This is a genomic window from Enterococcus sp. FSL R5-0957 (genome assembly GCF_038008005.1).
Classification (GTDB): domain Bacteria; phylum Bacillota; class Bacilli; order Lactobacillales; family Enterococcaceae; genus Enterococcus_B; species Enterococcus_B faecium.
This window is the reverse complement of record NZ_JBBOYG010000001.1, coordinates 1,898,562-1,920,864: the sequence shown is the minus strand read 5'-3', so window position 1 is coordinate 1,920,864 and position 22,303 is coordinate 1,898,562. Positions and strand designations below refer to the sequence as shown.

Genomic DNA, 22,303 nt, shown 5'->3' with positions numbered 1-22,303 from the left:
TGTTCTGCATCAAGTAATAAGAAGAGCCAAGTAAAAACAGTTTCTTATGTTTTTAACTTGGCTGGACTTATCACCGTAGATGTAAGCTTTTGAACGCCGTTTATTTGCAACAAAAGGGGCTGTGACACGATTTTTGTCACAGCCCTTTTTTTGCGAACATTCATTTAGCAATTTTTAGAAACTTCTGCCGCCACCGCCAAAAGTCCCGCCACCGCTAGAATGGGTAGTACTTCCGCCACCGCCGCTTCCAGGAGGTGGGCTTTTGGGGATTCTTCTTGTCGTGACAAAAGAATTTGTCAGACGATCGGTTTTTTCAGTTAATTTGATACTGGATTTTTCTCGGAATGGATATTTGTAGATGCCTGATTTCAATTGATAACGCGAAACAGTCACAAAATAAAAGACAAGACTAAGGATAAGAGCCAAAACAACAGCAATGATGATTTCTACTGTCGTCAAAACCTTATAGCGTGTAATTTTGCCAGTTTCTTCGTCTACACGATAATGTCCTCCTGGAACTCCGTCTTCCACATATGTTGCTGATTTAGACAGGTAAGCTTTTGCAGCATTGTAATAGGCAGCATTTGTCATCTGATCATAAACATCATCTAAGATCGAATCGATTCTGCTGTCAGTCAAATAATCGATCATATTACCAGAAGTCGAAATGTAGATTTCACGCTGTCCCATATCTAATAGCAATACTGAGCCATTTTGATCATTTCCGACTGCGTCTCTTAAGTAATTATCAGCAAAGTCTCTTGGTTCTTCTGAATTAGATGTAGTCGTTACGATCAAGACTCGTCCTTTGATTTTTTCATTCAGCTTTTCTGCCTGTTGTTCCAAAGATTGGATTTGATCTGTTGTAAATAACCCAGCCTCATCATTTACCGTAGCTGTATCTGCATGAGTAGCCACCGGCCAGCCAACACTTACTAGCAAAAGAAAGAATAAAAAAAATTTTTTCATCATATCAAGTAACCTCCGATCAGAAAGAGGATCGCTAGCCCAGCGAAAATCCCAAGAGCGGTCAGTCCCAATTTTTTCTGGCTGATCGGCAGGACACCGCTGACCTTTCCTGTTTGTCCATTCATTGCATAGTAGTAGACTTTTTTACTTGAGTCATTGCTTCGATAAGTAACAAGCCATACCGGCAGTAATACGTAATTATTTACTTCGTTTGTGATTGAAGCAGAAGTTCGCACACCGGTCAATGTTGTATATCCATTTGCGGTATCTTTTAACAGCTTCTCTGAATAGTCTTTTAATTCAGATTGAATCTGTGATTTGATTGCCTCATATTCGATATCTCTTTTTTCTGCTTGGAAACCGGCTAAATACTGGCTTTTAAAATCAATTGCTTTATCTAACGGGAAAGGTTGCACGCCTTCGACCATCTTTTGTTGCGTATTTTTTGATAAGGCATTTTTTACTAGTTCTTTAAAAGAAAGCTTGCCTGCTCTTGAAACAGCAAATTGCTTCGTTTCTGTGTATTCGATGTCACCTATCCGCCATATGCGGATAACTGTACCATTCGCCTGCATGGCACCATCTACTTCAGCATCTGTAGCCCAATAAGGGAAATATACACCTGTCAACTTATCGATTTGATCCTTATTGAAAAAAGCTTTGGGAACAAACCATTTTTTCTTGGTCCAAGCGAGAAATCTGTTGATTGCTTCTTCTTTCTCGACAGCAAAAGGAAGTACTTTATTTGGCAAGAATTCTCCGCTTAAACGTCCAGATAGTACGACGGGATTATGGCAGTAGTAACAATAAGTCGCAGCAGTTGTCGCATCAGTCACGATCTCTGCACCACAGTTGGGACAAAGAAAAAGATCCATCGCTGCGGTATTATCTGCAGATTCGTCCGCTGTATCTGAAAAACCGCCTGCCTCGTCAACCGCTTTGCGCTCGGCTTCATTCATATCGGTAAGCTGTTCTTGGGCTGTAAAAGTAAAATCTTCGGTAGGTGAAGGTTCTTCTTTGCTTTCTTCGCCAGCCATACGCGCTTCTTTTTGCTTTTGCTCATATTGGCTGACTTCTTCTTCTGTATAGATATTCAGGCAGTATTCGCAATGAAATTTTTGGTCTTTGGGATCAAAAGTCAACGGACCGCCGCAATTAGGACATTTATGTGTAAGAACATCCATCAGCTGCACACCTTTCTAAATAAATTAATCAACGGGGATTCCTTTAAACGGTTTACCACAGTTTGGACAGAATTTAGGGATGCCGTTGGAAAGATCCACGATCTCATTGCATTCACTGCATCGCATTTGTAGCTTAGGCTGAACGTTTTCTACAGGTTTGGCAGCTCCGCAGTTGGAACAGAATTTTCCGGAATTTTCTGTCCCGCAAACTGGACATGTCCAAGTATCCGCGTTTCCTTGTGCAGTTTGTTGATTTTGTTTTTCTGCTTGTTGTTTGATTTGTTCTTGGTTATTTTGAGCTGCTTGAGAAAGATAAGAACCATTTGCATTCATTCCCATACCTACACCCATAAAGCCGGTCATTGCTCCTGCTTCATTTTTTCCGGCTGCTTCCATACCACGTGCAATGGAACCTTGCACGTATCCTTCACGTACGCTAGGATCACCTAGCATCGCCCCTTCGTTACGCATATTGATCAGTTTCACAGAATCATCGGTGTAAGAAATGCTGGCTACAGCCACAGAAACAATCTCCATCCCACGTAATTCACGCCAAGAATCATCCAATGCAGTATCCATGTATTTGCTTAATTCCAAACTCTTAGATGGTACATAAGAAATCCGTTGACCATCTGCAGACATCTGATTGATTGCTGATTGCAGCGCTGTTAGGAATTCAGCTAAATACTGCTCATTGATATCATTGATTTCCACTTGTGTTTTGTTTTTAGGGATTGCGTTTGTATAAAATAAAATCGGGTCAACGACATGAATAGAATAAGTGCCATGTGCCCGTAAGAATAATTCTGCGTTATAGAAATTGTCAAAGTAGTTCAACGGCGCGCTTGTACCGAATTTGATTCCCTTTATTTCTTGGAGATTGATATAAAAAACTTGTTGTTTCTGCGGTGTGACGCCGCCAAATTTAAATCGGTCAAAAGTTTCAGCAATTGCTTCTTTCAGTGTTCCGTTGAACATGGAAGGAGCTGCGTCATTTTTAATGGTGTAATAACCTTCCTCAGCGGTATAATCGATGATTTTTCCACCATCGACCAAAAGCATCATCATGTTTGGATAGACATGGACGACTGTTCCGTCTGTTAAAACATCTTCTGTTCCTTTACGATTGGAGCCACGTTTGTCATCTTTGCGGACTTTGACACCTTTTGTCATGACCGTTGTATCACTCATATTGTCTGGTTCGATGACTTCTAGCCATTGATCTGCCAGACCGCCGCCAACCATACTTGTTGCTGCTTTGATAAGACCCATAAAAAATTCCTCCTCTGATTCAGCTAATGCCAAACAATTATTGTTTATTTATTATACCATAGGAAGATGTGAAACTTCTCGGACTAGAGACGGAATTGAAATGGAAAATTGCGTATTGTTTAAATACCTGAAAAAGCCGAGAAGGATAGTAGTTTTTTTACCTAATATCACGTATAATAAGAGATAGTGAATTTTTTAAAAAAGGGGGATCCTTATGGCATATCAAGCACTTTATCGAGTCTGGCGTTCGCAGCGTTTCGAAGACATCGTTGGACAAAAAGCTGTGACACAGACACTAAAAAATGCTATTGTTTCCCACAAAACCTCACATGCCTACTTGTTTACAGGACCCAGAGGAACCGGAAAGACGAGTGCAGCAAAGATTTTCGCAAAAGCAATCAACTGTCCGAACAGTAAAGACGGCGAGCCATGCAACGAATGCGAAATGTGTCGATCAATTACTGCTGGTACGCAAGAAGATGTGATCGAAATCGATGCTGCCAGCAACAACGGAGTCGAAGAAATCCGATTTATCCGTGATCGGGCAAATTATGCGCCTACAAAGGCAGCGTACAAAGTGTACATTATTGATGAGGTACATATGCTTTCAACAGGAGCTTTCAATGCCTTGTTGAAAACATTGGAAGAGCCAAAAGAAAGTGTCATATTCATCTTAGCAACGACCGAACCTCACAAAATACCAGCTACGATCATTTCACGGACTCAGCGATTTGATTTTAAACGGATCAATACGGCAGATATTGTCGAACATCTTGAATTTATCTTGAAAGAATCGACTATCAGCTATGAACCAGCTGCATTGAATGTGATTGCCCGTTCTGCAGAAGGCGGGATGCGGGATGCATTGAGTATTCTTGATCAGGCAATCTCGTTTAGTGAAGGAACAATTACTTTAGATGATGCCATGCAAGTGACAGGTAGCTTAACTGACGAAATGATGGACAGTTACTTGAGCGCTTGCGTGAAAAAAGAAGTACCAGAAGCATTGGAAACATTGAAACAAATTCTCGCAGCCGGCAAAGAATCACGTCGCTTTCTAGAGGATATGTTACAATACTGCCGTGACTTGCTGATGTATCAGCAAGCACCTAACCTAGTTGAGGAACAATCGAGTACGATCAGAAGTACATTTACAGAATTGGCACAAACTGTTTCAGCGGATCAGCTGTTTTCAATGATAAAGATTTTGAGCGATACTCAAAATGAAATTCGTTTTACCAATAGTGCCGCTATTTATTTGGAAGTCGCTACAGTCAAACTTGCACAGCTACCGTCTGCTTCTGTTCCTTCAGCAGATGTAGCATTTGCAGATGATCAGATAGTAAAACAGCTACAACAAGAGATTATGGAACTAAGAAACGAAATCAAGGAACTACGCAGTAATACAGGAATTGAGAATACAAAAGTACAGCCGGTACAGCAAACAAATCATAAAAAACAGACAAGTACCTATCGTGTACCGACGGAACGAGTATATAAAGTTCTGCGGGAAGCGACAAGACAGCATCTGAACCAAGTAAAAGAAGTATGGGAAGACTTGCTGATGAGTCTATCTGTCACTCAGCGAGCAATGCTTAAAGCAAGCGAACCAGTTGCAGCTGGACCAACAGGATTAGTGATTGCGTTTGATTATGAGATTGTTTGTCAAAGAGCAGCAAATGACGAAGAATTGCAGCTTTCGGTACACAACAACTTAAGCCGAATGATCAAAGATTATGCGCCTGATCCTGTTTATATTACAAGAGAAAGCTGGCCAGAACTTCGAAGAAATTATTTGACGCAGGCACAAGAAGAGGGAACAGAAAACTCTTTTGCTTCTGAAGACTCAGAAGGAGAAATCGAGTTGCTTCCTCAAGAACAAGAAGTACCAGAAGAAACACTTGTAGTAAAAGCAGAGGAACTGTTTGGCTCCGAAGCTGTTACAGTGGTAGATGATTAATAAAAAGGAGTAGATAATTATGATGCGTGGAATGGGCAATATGCAAGGCATGATGAAACAAGTACAAAAAATGCAAAAAGAAATGGCAGAAGCACAAGAGCTGCTAAATAAAACAGAGTTTACAGGTAAAGCCACCAATGAATTGGTCAAAGCGGTTTTTACAGGCGATCGTCGCATGAAAGATATCCAAATCAATGAAGAAGTCGTTGATCCTGATGATATCGAGATGCTTCAGGATCTTGTCGTAATGGCAGTCAATGATGCGATCGCACAAATTGATGTGGAAACTGAGAAAAAATTAGGGAAATACGCAAAAGGTTTGCCAGGATTTTAGTTTTAAACTGAAGGAGTAATGAATATGCAATATCCAGAACCAATTGCGAAACTGATCGACAGCTACATGAAACTTCCAGGAATCGGTCAGAAAACAGCGACAAGACTCGCCTTTTATACGATCGATATGAAAGATGAAGTAGTAAATGAATTTGCTAAATCTTTGTTAAGTGTAAAACGCGATTTGCATTTTTGTAGTATCTGCGGAAACATCACAGAAGAAGATCCCTGCGAAATATGTAGAAATCCTTCACGTGATCGAAGCGTTATCCTAGTGGTCGAAGAGCCGAAAGATGTAATGGCAATGGAAAAAATGCGAGAATATCACGGACTTTATCATGTTCTCCATGGTGTGTTATCACCGATGGAAGGGACAGGTCCAGAAGACATCAATATTTCTTCTCTGTTGCAGCGGCTGCATGATGCAGATGTAAAAGAAGTGATTATCGCAACAAATGCAACAACAGAGGGAGAAGCAACAGCTATGTATCTCTCACGTCTGATCAAACCCGCAGGTATCAAAGTGACTCGTCTAGCACATGGTCTGTCTGTAGGTTCTGATATCGAGTATGCAGATGAAGTTACTTTATTGAAAGCTGTCGAAGGAAGACGTGAGTTATAAATTTCTAATTAAGTGTTTTTTCAGATACAATATAAAAGCAGCACAAGAGATGGGGGCAACAATGTGAACGGACTATTTATTACAATCGAGGGGCCTGATGGTGCAGGAAAAACCAGCATCTTGAATGAACTTTACCCTCTTTTGAAAGAAGTAGCAAAAACAGAAATCATTCAAACAAGAGAACCAGGAGGCATTCCGATTGCTGAAGAGATCCGAGCAGTGATCCTTGATCCAAAAAATGATCGGATGGATGAACGTACGGAAGCACTGCTTTATGCAGCGGCAAGAAGACAACATCTAGTCGAAAAGGTTCTGCCTGCTCTGGCAAAAGGGAAAATCGTTTTATGCGATAGATTTGTCGACAGTTCTCTTGCTTATCAAGGTGCAGGCCGACGCATCGGCGTTACCGAGATTGCTCGGTTGAATGAGTTTGCTACAGAAGGTACTACGCCGGATTTTACCCTTTATCTTGACGTAGATTCAGACACCGGATTAAGAAGAATCAAGAAAAATAGACAAAATCAAATCGACCGTTTAGATTCGGAAGGTTTGGAATTCCACCAGCGTGTACGTCATGCCTATTTGAAGCTGGCAGAAGAGAATCCGGAAAGAATCCACAAAGTTGATGCAAGAAAAGGCTTTGAAGAAGTGCTGCAAACAAGTTATCATACAATTATTGAACAGTATCCGCAATTTTTTGAAAACTAGGAAGGTGAACGTTTATGAAAATTATTTTAGCGATTATCCAAGACAAAGACAGCAACCGTTTATCAAATGAATTGATTGATGCAAATATCCGTGCCACAAAACTATCATCGACAGGCGGCTTCCTTAAGGCTGGAAACAGCACGATTATCGTGGGTATTGAAGATGACCGTGTAGAAGAAGCATTGGAAATCATCAAAAAAACGTGTGAATCAAGAAAGCAATTTGTATCTACACCTGTTACACTGGATATTTCGATGGATGGGGGCGTCCCTTATCCAGTAGAAGTAGAAGTAGGCGGTGCCATAGTCTTCGTCTTACCTGTTGAAGGATTCCATCAATTTTAGGAGGAGCTGAGCTATGAATCAAGAAATAAACTTGGCTCAAATGCAACCGATCGTGTATCAGCAGCTTCAACGGAGTTTTGAGCATGGGCGTATCGCTCATGCTTATCTTTTTGAAGGGGAGAAAGGAACAGGAAAACATGAAGTAGGTGTATGGCTTGCACAGCACCTGTTCTGTACCCAAATGAAAGACAATCTGCCTTGTGGAAAATGCAACAATTGTCAGCGGATCGAAAAGAAAGAACATCCAGATGTTTTGGTTATTGAACCGGAAGGACAAACCATCAAAGTCGATCAGATCAGACGTTTGCAGACGGAATTCAGTCGCAGCGGTTACGAATCAAGAAAAAAAGTTTTTTTGATCAAAGAAGCTGAAAAAATGAATAGCAGTGCGGCAAACAGTTTGTTGAAATTCTTGGAAGAGCCCCCTGGAGATTTTTTGGCGGTGTTAGAAACAGATGCAGTAGGAAGAATTCTCCCTACTATTCAATCTCGTTGTCAAGTTCTGCATTTTCAAGAACTTTCGAAAGAAGCACTGATCCATCGATTGCAAGAAGAGCAGATTCCATTGGAAAAAGCAAAACTTTTGGCTTTCTTAACAAACAGTTTAGGAAAAGCAGTTGAAATCTCTCAAGATGAATGGTTTAATGATGCTAAGGACTTGATTTATCAATGGTTCGTTTACTTGCAAAAGCAAGATACTCAAGCCTTTATCTATGTCCAAAAAAAATTGGTAAAATCATTTAAAGAAAAAACACAACAGTTTACAGGATTATCTGTCTTGATGTTTTATTATCAGGAAGCACAGCGTCAAGCAGTAGCAAACGGCGAATATGGCAAAGTGAAACAGATAAACCAGATAATTGAACGGATATTGATCGCAGAGCAGAAACTGCGCAGTAATGTCAGTTTTCAGGCTGTTGCGGAACAGTTCGTTTTGCATACGATTTTTTAGCTTGCCGCAAAGGATGATGATCAAGGAGGATGGAAATGGTAGAAGTAGTAGGTGTCCGATATAGAGATGCAGGTCATATCTATTATTTTGCACCAGGAGACTCTGAATATGTTTATAATGACAAGGTATTAGTCGAATCTCAGCAATCCTTACATATTGCTACTGTTGTCCTTCCTAAAAAAGAGATTGATCCCAATGACCTTCCTGAAGCTATCCGTCCGATCTTGCATAAAGCGTCACAAGCTGAATTAGAAAAAGATAAAAAAAACAAAAAAGATGCTCATGATGCATTGAAAATCGCAAAAGAAAAAGTGCAGTTGCGTGAGTTGGAAATGAAAATGGTCAAAGCTGAATACACATTTGATCGAAATAAATTGATTTTTTCTTTCACGGCGGACGGGCGAATTGACTTTAGAGAATTGGTAAAAGATCTGGCCGCTGTATTTCGTACTCGTATTGAGCTTCGACAAATTGGTGTCCGCGATGAAGCAAAGATAATAGGCGGAATTGGTCCATGTGGGCGTCCATTATGCTGTTCTTCTTTTTTAGGCGATTTCGTGCCTGTATCAATCAAAATGGCAAAAGATCAAAGTTTATCTTTGAATCCAACAAAAATTTCCGGTTTATGCGGACGCTTGATGTGCTGTCTGCAATATGAGAGCGAAGAATACGAGACAGCGAAAAAAGAACTCCCTGACTTTGGAAAAGTAATTGCTACACCTGATGGTAAAGGGAAAGTCGTAGGGTTGAATCTGCTTAGCCGTATCGTTAGTATTCGGCTGACTGGACGGGAAAATCCTGTCGAATATGAATGGGATGAATTGAAAGAATTTGTCCAAGTAGGTGAGATGAATGGATAAGAGATCATTATACGACGGATTGAATCAATTAGAATCAGAGTTGAGAAATACATTAACAGAACTTGTTGAAATGAAGCATGCTTTGCATGAGATCGTAGAAAAAAATACAACTTTGGAGATGGAAAATCAACGTCTGCGGGAACACCTGCGGGAATTGAACCAAGTTGCACAAGCTCCAGCTGAAAATGTGAAGCAGGAACTTTCTAAGTCTCGTATGAATCTTGAAAAAATTTATGAAGAAGGATTCCATGTCTGCTACGATTTATATGGATCAAGAAGGGACAATGACGAGCCTTGTGCGTTTTGTCTAGAAGTGATCTATCGCGAAAGCGGTCGATGACCAATAACAAGAGGAGACTGGAGCGGAGAAATACTGCTCCAGTCTTTTTATTAAGGAGATTGTGACAGATGTATAATCAAAAAAGTTTCAAGGGAAATCCGGTATATGGGGATTTATATCTTGTACCGACGCCAATTGGAAATTTAGAAGATATGAGCTACAGAAGTGTTCGTATGCTGCAAGAATCCGATCTTATCGCAAGTGAGGATACGCGTAATACACAAAAGTTATTGAATCATTTTGAAATCCATACACCCCAAAAAAGTTTACATGAACATAATTATAAAGAACGTGTCCCTCAATTGATTGCTTTGTTAAAAGAAGGAAAAACGATTGCTCAAGTCAGTGACGCAGGAATGCCTTCCATCAGCGATCCTGGACATGAGCTAGTTTTAGCCTGCATAAAAGAAGGGATTTCTGTGATCTCTATCCCAGGACCTACAGCTGGGATGACGGCTTTGATTGCTTCAGGGCTAGTGCCTCAACCATTTTTATTTTATGGCTTCCTTCCACGTAAGAAAAAAGAACAGAAAGAAACATTGAAAAAGCTAAAAGAACAGACAGCTACGCTAATTTTTTATGAGTCACCTTATCGGATCATTGCTACATTGACGAATTTCTTAGAAATTTTTGGAAATCGCCAAGTCGTTTTGTGTCGAGAATTGACAAAGGTCCATGAAGAATACCTTAGAGGAAGTACGCAAGAGCTACTCGCTTATATCGAAGAACATCCAGTAAAGGGTGAATGTTGTCTGCTTGTAGAAGGGAATTTGTTTGAAACGCCAGTGACGGAAGTTGATGAAGAGTTGGGAACGTTAAAGGAACAAGTAGAAGCAAAGATCGCTTCAGGCGAAAAACCAAATGCTGCTATCAAAGCAGTAGCGCTGAAAAATGGGCTGAAAAAACAAGAAGTCTACCGTCAGTACCATGAATTAGACTGAGATAGTATAAGTTGTCTATAATGAAAGACTAATGAGGAAATCAGCTACTAACTTTTCAAATCCCTTGAATGCGAACTAATGTTCTTGTATAATAAATAAGAGGTGAGGATGATGGAGCTGCAATTTCCTTTACATAATGATACATCAAGAAAAATCATTCATATTGATATGGATGCTTTTTTCGCTTCGGTTGAAGAACGAGATCATCCTGAGTTTCGCGGACATCCATTAGTAATTGCCAGACACCCCAGTGACACTGGTGGGCGTGGAGTAGTGACTACAGCAAATTATGAAGCAAGAAAATTCGGAATTCATTCAGCAATGAGTGCACAAAAAGCGTATGAGCTTTGTCCGCAAGCCATCTTTAAGCCTGGCGACCATCATAAATACAGCGATATTTCCAAACAAGTACGGGAAGTATTCTATCGTTATACAGATATTGTGGAACCAGTTAGTATCGATGAAGCGTATCTTGATGTGATCGAAAATAAAATCAATTGCAAGTCAGCCATCAAAATCGCCCGAATGATCCAAGCAGATATTTGGGAGAGTGTCCAGCTAACATGTTCTGCGGGAGTAAGTTACAATAAGTTTTTGGCCAAATTAGCATCAGACTATCAAAAACCTAGAGGAATCACGGTAGTTGCCCCTCAAGACGCTGTGCCATTTTTAAAAGCTTTGCCAATTGAAAAATTTCATGGGGTAGGGAAGAAAACTGTACCTAGAATGCATGAGCTAGGGATTTATACAGGAAAAGACCTATATGAATGCACAGAAATGATGTTGATTCGAAATTTTGGAAAAATGGGCTATTCTCTTTATCGTAAAGTCAGAGGAATCCATGATTCTCCAGTAAACGTTACAAGAGAGCGAAAATCTGTGGGAAAAGAGCATACTTATGGGCAGCCGTTGCAAACGGAAGAAGCAGTGCTGACTCAGTTGCGCCAACTAGCTGAAAAAGTAGAAGAAGCACTGAGAAGAGTCCAAAAACATGGGAAAACAGTAGTTTTGAAGGTCAGGTACACGGACTATTCTACTGTGACCAAAAGAGTGACATTGCCAGAATATATCTATAAAAAAGAAGCACTCTTTTATCAAGCAAGCCTTATATGGGAGGAAATCTTGGGAGTAGAAAAAGGGATCCGATTGTTAGGGATTACTTTGACGAATCTGGACCCGATGACTTATGAAAACATCGTCCTTCCATTATGGGAAAATCAAGAAATATAAAAACAACTTTGAGAGTTGAAACCGGAAATCCGTTTTCTCTCCCAAAGCTGTTTTTATATCAAGTCTTGCTTTTTGATTTGTTCATAGGTTTCTGTTGCATCCGTACATTTTTCCCAAATCACAACTTGATTGGATTCTAAAGATTTTTGGACGTCAATGATCCGCTGGTTGCTACTTCCGCGAAATTGTAGTTTTAGGTCACGTTTGCTTAATTCAAAGCGTCCGTCAACAAGGATATCGATTTGCGAAAGGAGTTCTAATTTATCTTCTGAATCTTGTAGCAATTCATCAAAGGTATAGCCTGTCCATGACCAGATATCTTTTGTCGTACCGAACTCTTTTCGGATACGTCGTACGACTTGCAGACAAACATCTGTATTCAAAAAAGGTTCGCCACCAAGTAAAGTTAATCCTTGCACGTAATCGTTGCGCAAGTCAGCGATGATTTGTTCTTCTAATTCAGGTGTGAATGGTTTGCCATATCGGAAATTTTGTGCAGCTTTGTTGAAGCAGCCTTCGCAGGCAAATAAGCAGCCACTAACGTAAAGACTGTTGCGGACACCTTCACCATCGACAAAATTAAACGGTTTGTAGTCAGCAATATAGTTTTGGCTGTAGTCTTTTGCTAACCATTCTTTTGGTTTTGGATTTCTCATAAAAAAACTTCTTTCATTTAAGGTTCAAAGATATAGCTATTGAAGATAAAATCTACTCGACCACATAAATAAGAACAAACTGACCTAAATCCATTGTTCAAGAAAGCTTGTTCTTATTTTGATAGAGGGCGTTCAAAGATACAAAGCCATCGAAAGAGGGTGGTGAAAAAAGACTTGTCATAGCCTCTTATTCTGAATAAACGGTGTTCAAAAGCTTGCATCTGCGGTAATAAGCCCAACTAAACGAAAAATATGGGGAGCTATTTTTGTTTAGCTGTTCTTATTACTTGATGCAGAACAGCTTTTTCACAAACTCTCCACTAAACGGTGTTCAAAAGCTTGCATCTGCGGTAATAAGCCCAACTAAACGAAAAATATGAGGAGCTATTTTTGTTTAGCTGTTCTTATTACTTGATGCAGGACAGCTTTTTCACAACCTCATTTCATGTGTTTCACACGTGAGGAAATTTCTTTATGGCGGCCATGTACCATCGGACGAGCTTGCGGATTTCCTAAATAGCCACAAGTACGTTTGACTACATCACATGTTTTTGGATCATGATTTCCACATTCTGGACATTCGAATCCTCGTTCTGTCGGTTTGAAATCACCTTCGAAACCACATTGATAGCAATGATCGATTGGCGTATTCGTACCAAGATACCCGATTTTGTCATATGCAAAATCCCATACAGCTTCTAAAGCTTTCGGATTTTGTTGGAGCATAGGGTATTCACAGTAGTGGATGAATCCACCTGAACAATATTTTGGATAATCCTTCTCAAATTCCAATTTTTCAAATGGCGTTGGGTTTTTACGCACATCATAGTGGAAACTGTTTGTATAATATTCTTTATCTGTGATATTTTCGATGATGCCGAATTTTTCTGTATCCAAACGGCAGAAACGGTCAGTTAGACTTTCACTTGGAGTTGAATAGACACTGAAATGATAACCATATTCATCCCCCCATGCATCTGCATTAGCTTTTAATTCTTTGACGATATCAAGTGTGAAAGCTTTTGCTTCTGGGTTTGTTTCCCATTCGCCACCGAAGAAAGCTGAAGCAACTTCATATAATCCAATGTAGCCTAACGATACAGTAGCTCGACGGTTTTTGAATAATTCATTGACAGAATCGGTACGTGAAAGACGTTTCCCGAAAGCACCATACATATATAAAATTGGTGCATTTGCAGGAATGGCTTCTTTACAACGTTCTACACGATAGAGAAGAGCATCTTTCATGATTTCTAAGCGGTCAGACAGTAACTGCCAGAATTTATTCTGATCTCCTTTTGATTCGATCGCGATTCTTGGCAAATTCAATGTAACAACACCTAAATTCATTCGTCCGACATTTACTTCTTGACCATTTTCGTCTTTCCACCCTTGCAAGAATGAACGACAGCCCATAGGTACTTTGAAACTTCCAGTTAATTCAACGATTTTATCGTAATTCAGAATATCAGGATACATTCTTTTCGTTGCACATTCCAATGCTAGTTGTTTGATGTCGTAATTAGGATCTTCAGGGTTTAAGTTCACACCTTTTTTCAAAGTGAAGATCAGTTTAGGGAAGATAGCTGTCCGCTTTTCACTCCCTAATCCATTGATTCGAATCTGTAAAATTGCTTTTTGAATTTCTCTTTCAAACCAGTTTTCTCCTAGTCCAAATCCTAATGAAGTGAAAGGAGTTTGTCCATTTGAAGTAAATAAGGTATTGATTTCATATTCCAAACTTTGCATAGCATCGAAGATATCTTTTTTGGTTTTTGCTTTTGCATATTCTTTTTGGCGTTCTAGCGAATCGATCCATTCTTCCGCGTCTTTTAGATGTTTTTTATAGTTCAATTCTGCAAAAGGAGCAAGCAATTCATCTGTTCGGTCGGCAGAACAGCCACCATATTGACTTGACGCTACATTGGCAATAATCTGTGAGATTTGTGCTGTGGCGGTCTGGATAGATTTTGGCGATTCGACTTCGGCATTGCCGATTTTGAACCCATTGTTCAGCATGCCTTTGAAATCAATCAAGCAGCAATTCGTCATCGGTGTATAAGGATGATAATCCAAATCATGGTAATGGATATCACCTTTTTGATGCGCATTTGCTATATGTGGTGGCAACATTTTCAGTCCGATTGATTTTCCAACGATCCCGGCTGTCAGATCTCGCTGTGTATTGAAAACATTACTGTCTTTATTTGCGTTTTCGTTCACGACAGTTTGGTCCTTGTTGATTAGCTTTTCAATCGAAAAGTTGATATCTGTTGCTTTACTGCGAGCAAAATCTCGTTTGGTACGATAATTGATGTACTCTTCTGCTAATTCATATTCGTTTTTTTCTAGTAATATATATTCCACGATGTTTTGAATCTCATAGATTTTGACATTTTCAGCAAACCGGCTTTTGATTTCTTGGACAACCAAGTCTGCAATCATTTGAATTTTTTCGTAAGTAAGTGGTGATAATGAGCCGTGAATTTTCTTTTCTGCTTTGATCAGTGCTTCATTGATCTTTTGTTCATCGAAATCAACATGGCGGCCATCGCGTTTGATGACTTTCATCTGGGATGTCTCTGGCTGCTGAGTAACGACAGTTTTTTCTTCATAATTTACTTTCATTATCTTCAACTCCTGCTAAATTGTTCTTGTCTATCATAAAACAAAATCTGGGAAGGAGCAACTAAATATCTGCTATATATAGTATTCAATGTGCTGTATAATTGGATTTCTATACTATATGTAGTGTATATTTTATTGTGAAAAAAGGTGAAAACTTGTAGCTGGTGGATTTGTTTTTTGCATATTTAATTTTGCTGAATAAAATAATTGAATAAAATTTTTTATTCAGTCCAAGTAAAAGTGACAAAAACATAAGAGCAAATTATCCGTAGATATGCTACTATGCAAATAAATAGAAATGAAAAATGAAAGAGGAGGAGAAGAATTGGAAAAGATGATCGAAGTGAAACATCTAAGTAAAAGCTACGGCAGCAAACTTTCTCCCGTCAAAGCCTTAGATAATATCTCATTCACAGTAGAAGAAGGCGAGTTTGTTGGGATTATGGGCCCAAGTGGTGCAGGAAAGACAACGCTGATGAATATCTTGTCCACAATCAATTTGCCTACGATGGGCAGTGTCTCGATCCAAGGAAAAGAAATCACAAAAATGAAAAACAGTGAGCTCAGTGACTTTCGTCGAAAAAAACTAGGATTCATTTTTCAAGAGTTCAATTTGATCGATACCCTAAATGCAAAAGACAATATCCTATTGCCCCTAGCAGTTGAACGGATGACTAAAGAGGAAATGGAAAAGAGAGTAAGACATGTAGCTCAATTGTTGAATATAGAAGAACTGCTCAAACGGTATCCCGATGAACTTTCTGTCGGACAGAGACAACGAATTGCAGCTGCTAGAGCACTTGTTGTTCAGCCACAAGTGATTTTTGCAGATGAACCAACTGGCTCTTTGGACTCGAAGTCGGCTACAGAATTGTTGAACTACTTGAAGACCATGAATCAAAAAGAAAAAGCAACGATACTGTTAGTCACCCATGATCCATATACAGCAAGCTACTGCGATAGAATTTTATTTATTAAAGATGGTGTGATTTTTTCTGAAGTTGTCAGAAGAGGGACAAGAAGAGAGTTCTTTGAGAAAGTAATAGACATGCAGGCGACGATTGGCGGAGGAGGAAAAATGAATGCTGTATAAACTAGCCGTTAAAAGTTTTTTTCGGCAGTCACGAGGCTATCTTGTTTATTTTTTCAGTTTGACTTTATCCGTAATGATCTATTATTCCTTCAGCGCAATGACCTACGATCAATCTTTAGTCAGAAGAGCAAGTCAAGATACTTCGATAGATGGTGGATTGAGTTTTGGCGGATTTATCATTACTGTTGTTTTGCTTTTTTTCGTATTCAGTGCCAACCGATTTTTCTTGAATAGAAGGCAAAAGGAAATAGGCATCTATCAGCTTTTTGGTATGAATAAACTGCAGATATCAGGTATATATGTGTTAGAAATCATGATAATTGGATTGTTCGCCTGCATTTCTGGGATATTACTCGGTATTATTTTTTCCAAACTCTTTTCAATGATTTTGGTTCGAATGATGGATATGGATCTTACTAGTCCATTTTTTATCTCCATTCCATCAGTAGTAGATACTTTATTTGCTTTTTTCATCATCCTTTTAGCAGTATCTGTATATTCGATATGGAAAATATGGCGCTATCCAATGATTCGAAGTTTTGGAGAAAAAGAACAAGCAGGTAGTTCAACAATGCGCTTCAGGACAAGGCACCGATTACTCGCAGTCATCGGGTTACTGCTTTTAACGAGCGGATATTTTGGAGCTAGTCATTTTAGGGAAATCACTTCATGGATGATCAGTTATCATTATCTTGATACATTAGTTTTCTTTTTTCCTTTTTTAATTTTTTTCGTTTGTGTGGTCGGTACTTATTTGTTTTTCTGTTATACATTTCGGTTATTTTTGATCATATTGAGTAAATGGAAGATTTATTACTATGGTATCAATTTTTTGATAATGGGTAACACGCAAGTTCATTTGCTCAAAAGTTGGCGTACAAATTCTCTGATTACAGTCATTCTCGGAATTTCTTTAATGACAATTGGCGGCATGGCTAGTATCTCTACTATTTTATCCTACCAGGAGAAAGTTTCCTCCCCGATGGACTATCAGTTTGATGTTGAGACAGAGAAAAAAATCAAGCCGATTCTAGCAGAGGAAGGGCAGAAGATAACTAAAGAAATCACCTTGCATTATAAAGTCATTGGGAGTATCTATAGTCAAAATCTCGAAGAACCTATGTTTCAAACTGCTAATCTGATCACGGAAACACAATATCAAGCCTTCAGAAAAGTTAATCCAGATTTGCCGAACATTTCTTTGAAATCACCTGGTCATACTGTTTTGCTTGATCAAATGCAAACTCTTTTTCGGAATATTTCATTATATGGATCTAGTATTGGACTGCCAGATAATCAAGAATTGAAGATTCAACAAATGCTTCCAAGTGTATTAGGTGACGAAACAATGGTATATCTAAGTCCTGTACTGATTGTAGATGATACCGTTTTTGAAAAAGCAAAAGGTGTGGATTATCAAGTAGTCAATGTAGATGTATCAGGTGGAAATAATGAAAAAATAGATGAACGACTGAGCAATGACCTGTCGATAAAGTGGCTCAATGTTGTTTATTATTCTTATGATATCGTAAATGGAAGTCTACAAGGAGAAATTAGCACAAAGAAACTTCCGGATGACCAAATGAAGGAAGCACAATTTAGCCAAGAAAGCTCTCATTTGAATTTCTCTTCCAGCTATTCGAAATTGCGTGCAGTCAATCGGCGAATCGGTATCAATATTTTTGTCACACTACTTGTCGGGATGATCGTGATTATTGCTACTGGTAGTATTTTGACAGTCCGGCAATTAGCAGAAGCAGAGGAAGAAAAAGAAAATTATCACCTATTGACTAAGCTGGGGATTCCACAAAGAAGGATCAGACGGATGATCTTCGAGCAAAACGCACTTACCTTCTTTCCACCCATGATATTAGGGATCACTCACGCAGTATTTGCAATCAATGTCTTCACTCAGTATATAAAAACTGCCGATTACTGGTTGGCTTATCTTGTGAGTGGCTTATTGATCCTTATCTATCTTTTGCTTTATGTCATTACGAGTCAGTTATATTATCGGATTATCGAGGAATGATATACGGAATAAGACAAGATAATAAATAGAACTAAATTTTGAATACCATTTATTTGGAATAAGAGGTTGTGACACGATTTTTGTCACAACCTCTTTATTTTTTATATTTATGATTTGTCAAATTAAGCTAGAATAAAATGCTTCTTGTACATAGCTCAAAAATATTTCGATTGGTGTTCTGTAATTCAATGATTTTCTTGGAATATGATTACGTTGATTGCTGACACTGGAAATAAATGTCTGATTCACTTCTCTAAAATCCATTGATTTCGGCAGTCCATTACGACGCAGAATCCCGTTAGAATTCTCGTTTAATGGGCGTTGAGAAGGTGTTCCAGGGTCCGCAAAATATATATCAATATCATGTTGGTTACTAATGGCTTTCCAGTTAGAAAATTCTTTTCCACAGTCAAACGTAATAGATTTAAAGAAGTTTTTAGGGAAGCGAGAAAACCATTGATTAAGGGCAGTTTCAATATCTAATGCCTTACGGCCGTTGGGTTTAATCGTGATAATGACTTTAGATAATCTTTCAACTAAATTGAAATCAGGATAATTATCAGGTCGATCATGGATTGAGCGCTGATACTGTTGTTTTCCCCGTTTTTCCTGATGGCCATTGGGTTTTCTTTTACCTTTCATCGGTAGTGTGTCAATATCAAATATTCCTTTAGAAAATAAACGATAAAGTGTTCTCATACCGCATGAAACAGGTCTTTCTTTTCGCCCGATAATGACGTCAGGCGTCCAACCAAGAGTGACTTTCTCTTTAATGTAATCTACTTCATGAGCAGGTAATTGAATGACTTTTCTACCACATTTTTTCTTTATACTGGTGCCAATAATCAAGAGCAGTCTTACCTTGCTTGAACTTATTGACTACATTATAAATAGTTTGTATAGCACGTCCCATTCGGTTAGCGATTTCAACCGGCTTATTATGTTGAAGATAATATGATTCTATCATTGTCAGTTCGTCTATGGTAAGATGTTTGTAGGTCATTTATGGTTACACTCCTTTGTTTTCTTTCGTCGGAAATACAATTTGAGTGTACCATAAATGCCTTTTTATTTTTCTAACTTAATTTTACAATTCGCGATTTTTTAAAAGTACGAGAAATTATAAAGAAAAAAGCAGTGATTTGATGTGCTATTTTTATAAAAGCTATGTGACAAAACTGTTAGTAAAAAAACGGTTTCTGTAAGCTAGACACATGTTTCTTTTTGTCAAAATTAGTTACACTTTGTGTGAGGTTATATGAGGAGGGAATCCAATGAACAAATGGCGTTCTAATCCAAAATTGAATTATTGGGGAAAATTCATCATTCGAACAATTTTTTATAGTGCAGTACTGCTGTTCCTGATTTATCTGTATCACTATAAAAATATTCAAGGAGGAACTTTTATCTATAACGAATTTTAGGAGGAAGAGTATGGAAATCAAAACGATTATTGAAGCAATCGATGATTGGGGAATAAATGAACCTGATCGAGTTGCTTATCAGGCAGATGAGACGCATACTTTTGGTGAATTGAAACAAGCATCAGACGCACTTGCTTATTATTTAGAAAAAAAGGTAGAAGGCGATGGACCAATTGTCGTTTTTGGCAATTTGGAGTTTGAAATGATTGTCTCATTTCTAGGGGTTGTCAAATCTGGCCATGCCTATTTGCCGATTGAAGAGCATACACCCAAGGAGCGTATCCTGTCGATCTTTCGGGTGGCTAAACCATCTATGGTCATCAGTATCGGGGACTGGATAGAAGATATTCCTTCGGTTCCTGTCATAACAAAAAAAGAATTTCAAGAAATCAAGAAGATACCAGTAGGATTTTATCCCAGAAATAGCGTAAAAGGTACAGAAAATTTTTATATTATTTTTACTTCTGGTACTACTGGAGAACCAAAAGGCGTACAAATCAGTCATGATAATCTAGTCAGCTTTGTTCAATGGACGATGGAAGACTTTGGGATCAAGCCTGGTATGCATTTCTTAGCCCAAGCGCCATTTTCTTTTGATTTATCGGTATTTTCTATTTATCCTGCATTAGTTTCTGGCGGAATGCTGAAGCCGTTAAATAAAGCAGTTGTTCAAGACTTTCGTCAATTATTCGCGACATTGCCAGCCTTGAAGTTGAATGTGTGGGTTTCTACTCCATCATTTATGGATATTTGCTTGATGGAACCTACATTCAATGGAGAAAATGTGCCGGAATTGGACATGTTTTTATTTTGCGGAGAAGAATTGACGAAAAAAACTGCAGAAAGTCTACTTGATCGATTCCCAAATGCACGGATATATAATACTTACGGTCCAACAGAAGCAACTGTAGCTATTTCAAGTATTCAGATTGACCAGCATGTACTAGATAGTTATGACCGACTACCGATTGGCTACGTAAAAAAAGACACGAAAGTTTCTATTGTCCAAGAAGGCAAACCTGTTTCAAAAGGAGAAACGGGTGAAATCATTATTGCAGGACCAAGCGTATCAAAAGGTTACCTGAACAATCCCGAAAAGACAGCTGTTGCGTTCTTTTGTCAAAATGACTTAGCAAGTTACCATACAGGGGATGCAGGTAGACTAGATGAAGATGGGCTTTTATTTTATGAAGGACGTATGGATCAGCAGGTCAAATTACATGGATACCGGATTGAACTCGGGGATATCGAACATTATCTGCTCCAAGACAACCGAATCAAACAAGCTGTCGTCGTACCAAAATACCAAGGAACAAAAGTACAGCAGCTGGTTGCTTTTGTCGTATTAGAAAACAAAACGAAACAGCCGGATTTTCAGTTGACTAAATCTATCAAAGAACAATTACTAGAAGTTGTGATGGATTATATGATTCCTCAGAAGTTCCATTATGTCGATCTGCTGCCTCAGACAGTTAATGGAAAAATCGATCGAAAAAAATTAACAGCTGAGGTGAATCCTGAATGATGTTACCTCATATGATCCCTTATGCAGAGCCGTTTTATTTTTTTCTTTTAGCCATTGCGCTTGTACCGATCGTTCTATCTTTATTGATATGGGAAAAAAGATTACCAGTTTATCAATCAGCAGTGACACTTTTCTTTTTATTTGTCAGCTTTGGAGGTAATTATTGGCAACAGGGAGCGGCGCTGATTGGGTATGTTTTGTGGCAGACGATACTTGTATGGGGCTATTTTGTTTATCGGCAAAGGAAAAATCAGACAGGATGTTTTTTTGCCGCCGTTATTTTAGCGATAATTCCACTGTTTTTAACGAAAGTGACTCCTTTTTTTGAACATGGAAAAGCATCGTTACTTGGTTTTTTAGGAATCTCTTATTTAACCTTTAAATCTGTACAAATGATCATGGAAATAAGAGATGGCATGATCAAAACATATAAGCCATTTCGTTATATCCAGTTTCTGCTGTTCTTTCCAACAATCTCTTCTGGACCAATCGATCGCTATAGGAGATTTGAAAAAGATCAGCTCCATCCGCCTGTTCGTGATAAATATGTTGATCTTTTGGGAAAAGGCGTCCAAAATATTTTTGTCGGTTTTTTATATAAATTCATTATCGGTTATTATTTTGGTCAAGTACTGCTTCCTGTAGTGGGACGCATTGCCTTACAGCATGGTGGTATTTCATGGGCATTAGTAGGTTATATGTACGTGTACAGTATGTATTTGTTTTTTGATTTTGCTGGCTATAGCTTATTTGCAGTCGGTACAAGCTACATGATGGGGTATCAGACACCAATCAATTTCAATAAACCTTTTTTATCATGGAATATCAAAGAATTCTGGAATCGTTGGCATATGACGCTGTCCTTTTGGTTCCGTGATTATGTATATATGCGATTGATGTTCTTCATGATGAAGAAAAAATTTTTTAAAAGCAAGATCGTAATGTCAAATATCGGTTATTTTGCTTTGTTTCTTCTAATGGGTATATGGCATGGATTGACGTGGTACTACATCGTATATGGACTGTATCATGCTTGTCTGATCTGTCTGACAGATGCATGGATCCGATTTAAGAAGAAGCATAAAGAGCAGTTGCCTTCTAACAAATTTACGCATGGCTTAGCCGTATTTTTGACATTTCAAGCAGTATGTTTTGGCTTCCTGATTTTTTCAGGATTTTTAGATAAACTTTTTTTTAGCTAACGAATAGTGACATATTAATTTATATAAC

Annotated in this window: 20 protein-coding genes and 1 pseudogene; 15 read left to right on the top strand and 6 right to left on the bottom strand. The window is 38.6% G+C overall.

Translation table 11 applies throughout. From position 1 onward, the window contains the following. Positions 1 to 174: 174 nt before the first annotated feature. Genes MKX69_RS09345 through MKX69_RS09335 form a run of 3 tightly spaced genes read right to left on the bottom strand, consistent with a single transcriptional unit; the run spans position 175 to position 3,425 of the window. Positions 175 to 972 carry a TPM domain-containing protein gene (locus MKX69_RS09345; RefSeq protein WP_002289232.1) on the bottom strand — a complete coding sequence of 266 codons (798 nt, stop codon included), beginning with the start codon at positions 970 to 972 and terminating at the stop codon, positions 175 to 177. Continuing rightward, entirely contained in the window at positions 969 to 2,153 is a 1,185-nt protein-coding gene (locus MKX69_RS09340; RefSeq protein WP_341009931.1) for a TFIIB-type zinc ribbon-containing protein, read from the bottom strand. The genes MKX69_RS09345 and MKX69_RS09340 overlap by 4 nt, the downstream gene beginning before the upstream one ends. A 24-nt stretch (positions 2,154 to 2,177) precedes the next feature. Beyond that, positions 2,178 to 3,425: an SPFH domain-containing protein gene (locus MKX69_RS09335; protein ID WP_002294044.1), complete on the bottom strand. Its 1,248-nt coding sequence runs from the start codon at positions 3,423 to 3,425 to the stop codon at positions 2,178 to 2,180. A gap of 214 nt (positions 3,426 to 3,639) precedes the next feature. Here MKX69_RS09335 and dnaX point away from each other — a divergent pair, with 214 nt between their 5' ends. The 10 genes from dnaX (at position 3,640) to dinB (ending at position 11,715) form a co-directional block, all read left to right on the top strand. Next, a complete protein-coding gene (gene dnaX, locus MKX69_RS09330) occupies positions 3,640 to 5,385 on the top strand; it encodes a DNA polymerase III subunit gamma/tau (RefSeq protein WP_341009928.1) in 1,746 nt (581 codons plus the stop codon). Positions 5,386 to 5,404: 19 nt separating this feature from the next. Continuing rightward, positions 5,405 to 5,719 (top strand): YbaB/EbfC family nucleoid-associated protein, encoded by a 315-nt coding sequence (locus MKX69_RS09325; RefSeq protein WP_002292337.1) that lies wholly within the window; start codon positions 5,405 to 5,407, stop codon positions 5,717 to 5,719. Between the two features lie 24 nt (positions 5,720 to 5,743). Then, the gene (recR, locus tag MKX69_RS09320) at positions 5,744 to 6,340 is read left to right on the top strand and encodes a recombination mediator RecR (RefSeq protein ID WP_002296223.1); all 597 of its coding nucleotides are present in this window, start codon (positions 5,744 to 5,746) and stop codon (positions 6,338 to 6,340) included. 63 nt (positions 6,341 to 6,403) lie between these two features. Continuing rightward, a complete protein-coding gene (gene tmk, locus MKX69_RS09315; RefSeq protein ID WP_002318294.1) occupies positions 6,404 to 7,048 on the top strand; it encodes a dTMP kinase in 645 nt (214 codons plus the stop codon). Positions 7,049 to 7,062: 14 nt separating this feature from the next. Next, positions 7,063 to 7,392: a cyclic-di-AMP receptor gene (locus MKX69_RS09310; RefSeq protein WP_341009924.1), complete on the top strand. Its 330-nt coding sequence runs from the start codon at positions 7,063 to 7,065 to the stop codon at positions 7,390 to 7,392. Between the two features lie 13 nt (positions 7,393 to 7,405). Continuing rightward, entirely contained in the window at positions 7,406 to 8,344 is a 939-nt protein-coding gene (gene holB / locus MKX69_RS09305; protein ID WP_049142403.1) for a DNA polymerase III subunit delta', read from the top strand. Positions 8,345 to 8,379: 35 nt separating this feature from the next. Beyond that, the gene (locus tag MKX69_RS09300; protein ID WP_341009921.1) at positions 8,380 to 9,204 is read left to right on the top strand and encodes a PSP1 domain-containing protein; all 825 of its coding nucleotides are present in this window, start codon (positions 8,380 to 8,382) and stop codon (positions 9,202 to 9,204) included. Further along, positions 9,197 to 9,544 carry a DNA replication initiation control protein YabA gene (locus tag MKX69_RS09295; RefSeq protein WP_002288076.1) on the top strand — a complete coding sequence of 116 codons (348 nt, stop codon included), beginning with the start codon at positions 9,197 to 9,199 and terminating at the stop codon, positions 9,542 to 9,544. The genes MKX69_RS09300 and MKX69_RS09295 overlap by 8 nt, the downstream gene beginning before the upstream one ends. A 68-nt stretch (positions 9,545 to 9,612) precedes the next feature. Further along, complete coding sequence (rsmI, locus tag MKX69_RS09290) at positions 9,613 to 10,485, top strand: 16S rRNA (cytidine(1402)-2'-O)-methyltransferase (RefSeq protein ID WP_010727899.1); 873 nt, start codon at positions 9,613 to 9,615, stop codon at positions 10,483 to 10,485. A 108-nt stretch (positions 10,486 to 10,593) separates the two neighbouring features. Next, entirely contained in the window at positions 10,594 to 11,715 is a 1,122-nt protein-coding gene (gene dinB, locus MKX69_RS09285; protein WP_341009917.1) for a DNA polymerase IV, read from the top strand. 53 nt (positions 11,716 to 11,768) lie between these two features. On the opposite strand, the gene nrdG is transcribed toward dinB, so the two are convergent. Beyond that, positions 11,769 to 12,371 (bottom strand): anaerobic ribonucleoside-triphosphate reductase activating protein, encoded by a 603-nt coding sequence (nrdG, locus tag MKX69_RS09280; protein WP_002288081.1) that lies wholly within the window; start codon positions 12,369 to 12,371, stop codon positions 11,769 to 11,771. 438 nt (positions 12,372 to 12,809) lie between these two features. Beyond that, a complete protein-coding gene (nrdD, locus tag MKX69_RS09275) occupies positions 12,810 to 14,999 on the bottom strand; it encodes an anaerobic ribonucleoside-triphosphate reductase (protein ID WP_341009914.1) in 2,190 nt (729 codons plus the stop codon). A 325-nt stretch (positions 15,000 to 15,324) separates the two neighbouring features. Here nrdD and MKX69_RS09270 point away from each other — a divergent pair, with 325 nt between their 5' ends. Next, positions 15,325 to 16,092 (top strand): ABC transporter ATP-binding protein, encoded by a 768-nt coding sequence (locus MKX69_RS09270; RefSeq protein ID WP_002304285.1) that lies wholly within the window; start codon positions 15,325 to 15,327, stop codon positions 16,090 to 16,092. Next, entirely contained in the window at positions 16,082 to 18,124 is a 2,043-nt protein-coding gene (locus MKX69_RS09265) for an ABC transporter permease (RefSeq protein ID WP_341009912.1), read from the top strand. Before MKX69_RS09270 ends, MKX69_RS09265 begins: the two co-directional genes overlap by 11 nt. Positions 18,125 to 18,241: 117 nt before the next feature. Here the strand turns inward: MKX69_RS09265 and MKX69_RS09260 are convergent. Beyond that, positions 18,242 to 19,127, bottom strand: a pseudogene (locus MKX69_RS09260) (IS30 family transposase). Positions 19,128 to 19,398: 271 nt separating this feature from the next. Between MKX69_RS09260 and MKX69_RS09255 the strand changes: the two are divergent. The 3 genes from MKX69_RS09255 to dltB are packed head-to-tail and all read left to right on the top strand — an operon-like array spanning position 19,399 to position 22,275. After that, positions 19,399 to 19,548, top strand: coding sequence for a teichoic acid D-Ala incorporation-associated protein DltX (locus tag MKX69_RS09255; RefSeq protein ID WP_002288113.1), 150 nt, complete (start codon positions 19,399 to 19,401; stop codon positions 19,546 to 19,548). Positions 19,549 to 19,558: 10 nt separating this feature from the next. Next, entirely contained in the window at positions 19,559 to 21,073 is a 1,515-nt protein-coding gene (gene dltA, locus MKX69_RS09250; RefSeq protein WP_341009909.1) for a D-alanine--poly(phosphoribitol) ligase subunit DltA, read from the top strand. Beyond that, positions 21,070 to 22,275, top strand: coding sequence for a D-alanyl-lipoteichoic acid biosynthesis protein DltB (gene dltB / locus MKX69_RS09245; RefSeq protein WP_341009907.1), 1,206 nt, complete (start codon positions 21,070 to 21,072; stop codon positions 22,273 to 22,275). The genes dltA and dltB overlap by 4 nt, the downstream gene beginning before the upstream one ends. Positions 22,276 to 22,303 lie beyond the last annotated feature (28 nt).

Bases quoted from the DNA above. Each gene is read 5' to 3' on its own strand.
- dnaX (WP_341009928.1), top strand. From the start codon at position 3,640: ATGGCATATCAAGCACTTTATCGAGTCTGGCGTTCGCAGCGTTTCGAA.
- nrdD (WP_341009914.1), bottom strand. From the start codon at position 14,999: ATGAAAGTAAATTATGAAGAAAAAACTGTCGTTACTCAGCAGCCAGAG.
- MKX69_RS09335 (WP_002294044.1), bottom strand. From the start codon at position 3,425: ATGGGTCTTATCAAAGCAGCAACAAGTATGGTTGGCGGCGGTCTGGCA.
- holB (WP_049142403.1), top strand. From the start codon at position 7,406: ATGAATCAAGAAATAAACTTGGCTCAAATGCAACCGATCGTGTATCAG.
- MKX69_RS09310 (WP_341009924.1), top strand. From the start codon at position 7,063: ATGAAAATTATTTTAGCGATTATCCAAGACAAAGACAGCAACCGTTTA.
- MKX69_RS09265 (WP_341009912.1), top strand. From the start codon at position 16,082: ATGCTGTATAAACTAGCCGTTAAAAGTTTTTTTCGGCAGTCACGAGGC.
- MKX69_RS09325 (WP_002292337.1), top strand. From the start codon at position 5,405: ATGATGCGTGGAATGGGCAATATGCAAGGCATGATGAAACAAGTACAA.
- rsmI (WP_010727899.1), top strand. From the start codon at position 9,613: ATGTATAATCAAAAAAGTTTCAAGGGAAATCCGGTATATGGGGATTTA.
- dinB (WP_341009917.1), top strand. From the start codon at position 10,594: ATGATGGAGCTGCAATTTCCTTTACATAATGATACATCAAGAAAAATC.
- MKX69_RS09295 (WP_002288076.1), top strand. From the start codon at position 9,197: ATGGATAAGAGATCATTATACGACGGATTGAATCAATTAGAATCAGAG.
- MKX69_RS09345 (WP_002289232.1), bottom strand. From the start codon at position 972: ATGATGAAAAAATTTTTTTTATTCTTTCTTTTGCTAGTAAGTGTTGGC.
- dltB (WP_341009907.1), top strand. From the start codon at position 21,070: ATGATGTTACCTCATATGATCCCTTATGCAGAGCCGTTTTATTTTTTT.
- nrdG (WP_002288081.1), bottom strand. From the start codon at position 12,371: ATGAGAAATCCAAAACCAAAAGAATGGTTAGCAAAAGACTACAGCCAA.
- MKX69_RS09255 (WP_002288113.1), top strand. From the start codon at position 19,399: ATGAACAAATGGCGTTCTAATCCAAAATTGAATTATTGGGGAAAATTC.
- recR (WP_002296223.1), top strand. From the start codon at position 5,744: ATGCAATATCCAGAACCAATTGCGAAACTGATCGACAGCTACATGAAA.
- MKX69_RS09300 (WP_341009921.1), top strand. From the start codon at position 8,380: ATGGTAGAAGTAGTAGGTGTCCGATATAGAGATGCAGGTCATATCTAT.
- MKX69_RS09340 (WP_341009931.1), bottom strand. From the start codon at position 2,153: ATGGATGTTCTTACACATAAATGTCCTAATTGCGGCGGTCCGTTGACT.
- dltA (WP_341009909.1), top strand. From the start codon at position 19,559: ATGGAAATCAAAACGATTATTGAAGCAATCGATGATTGGGGAATAAAT.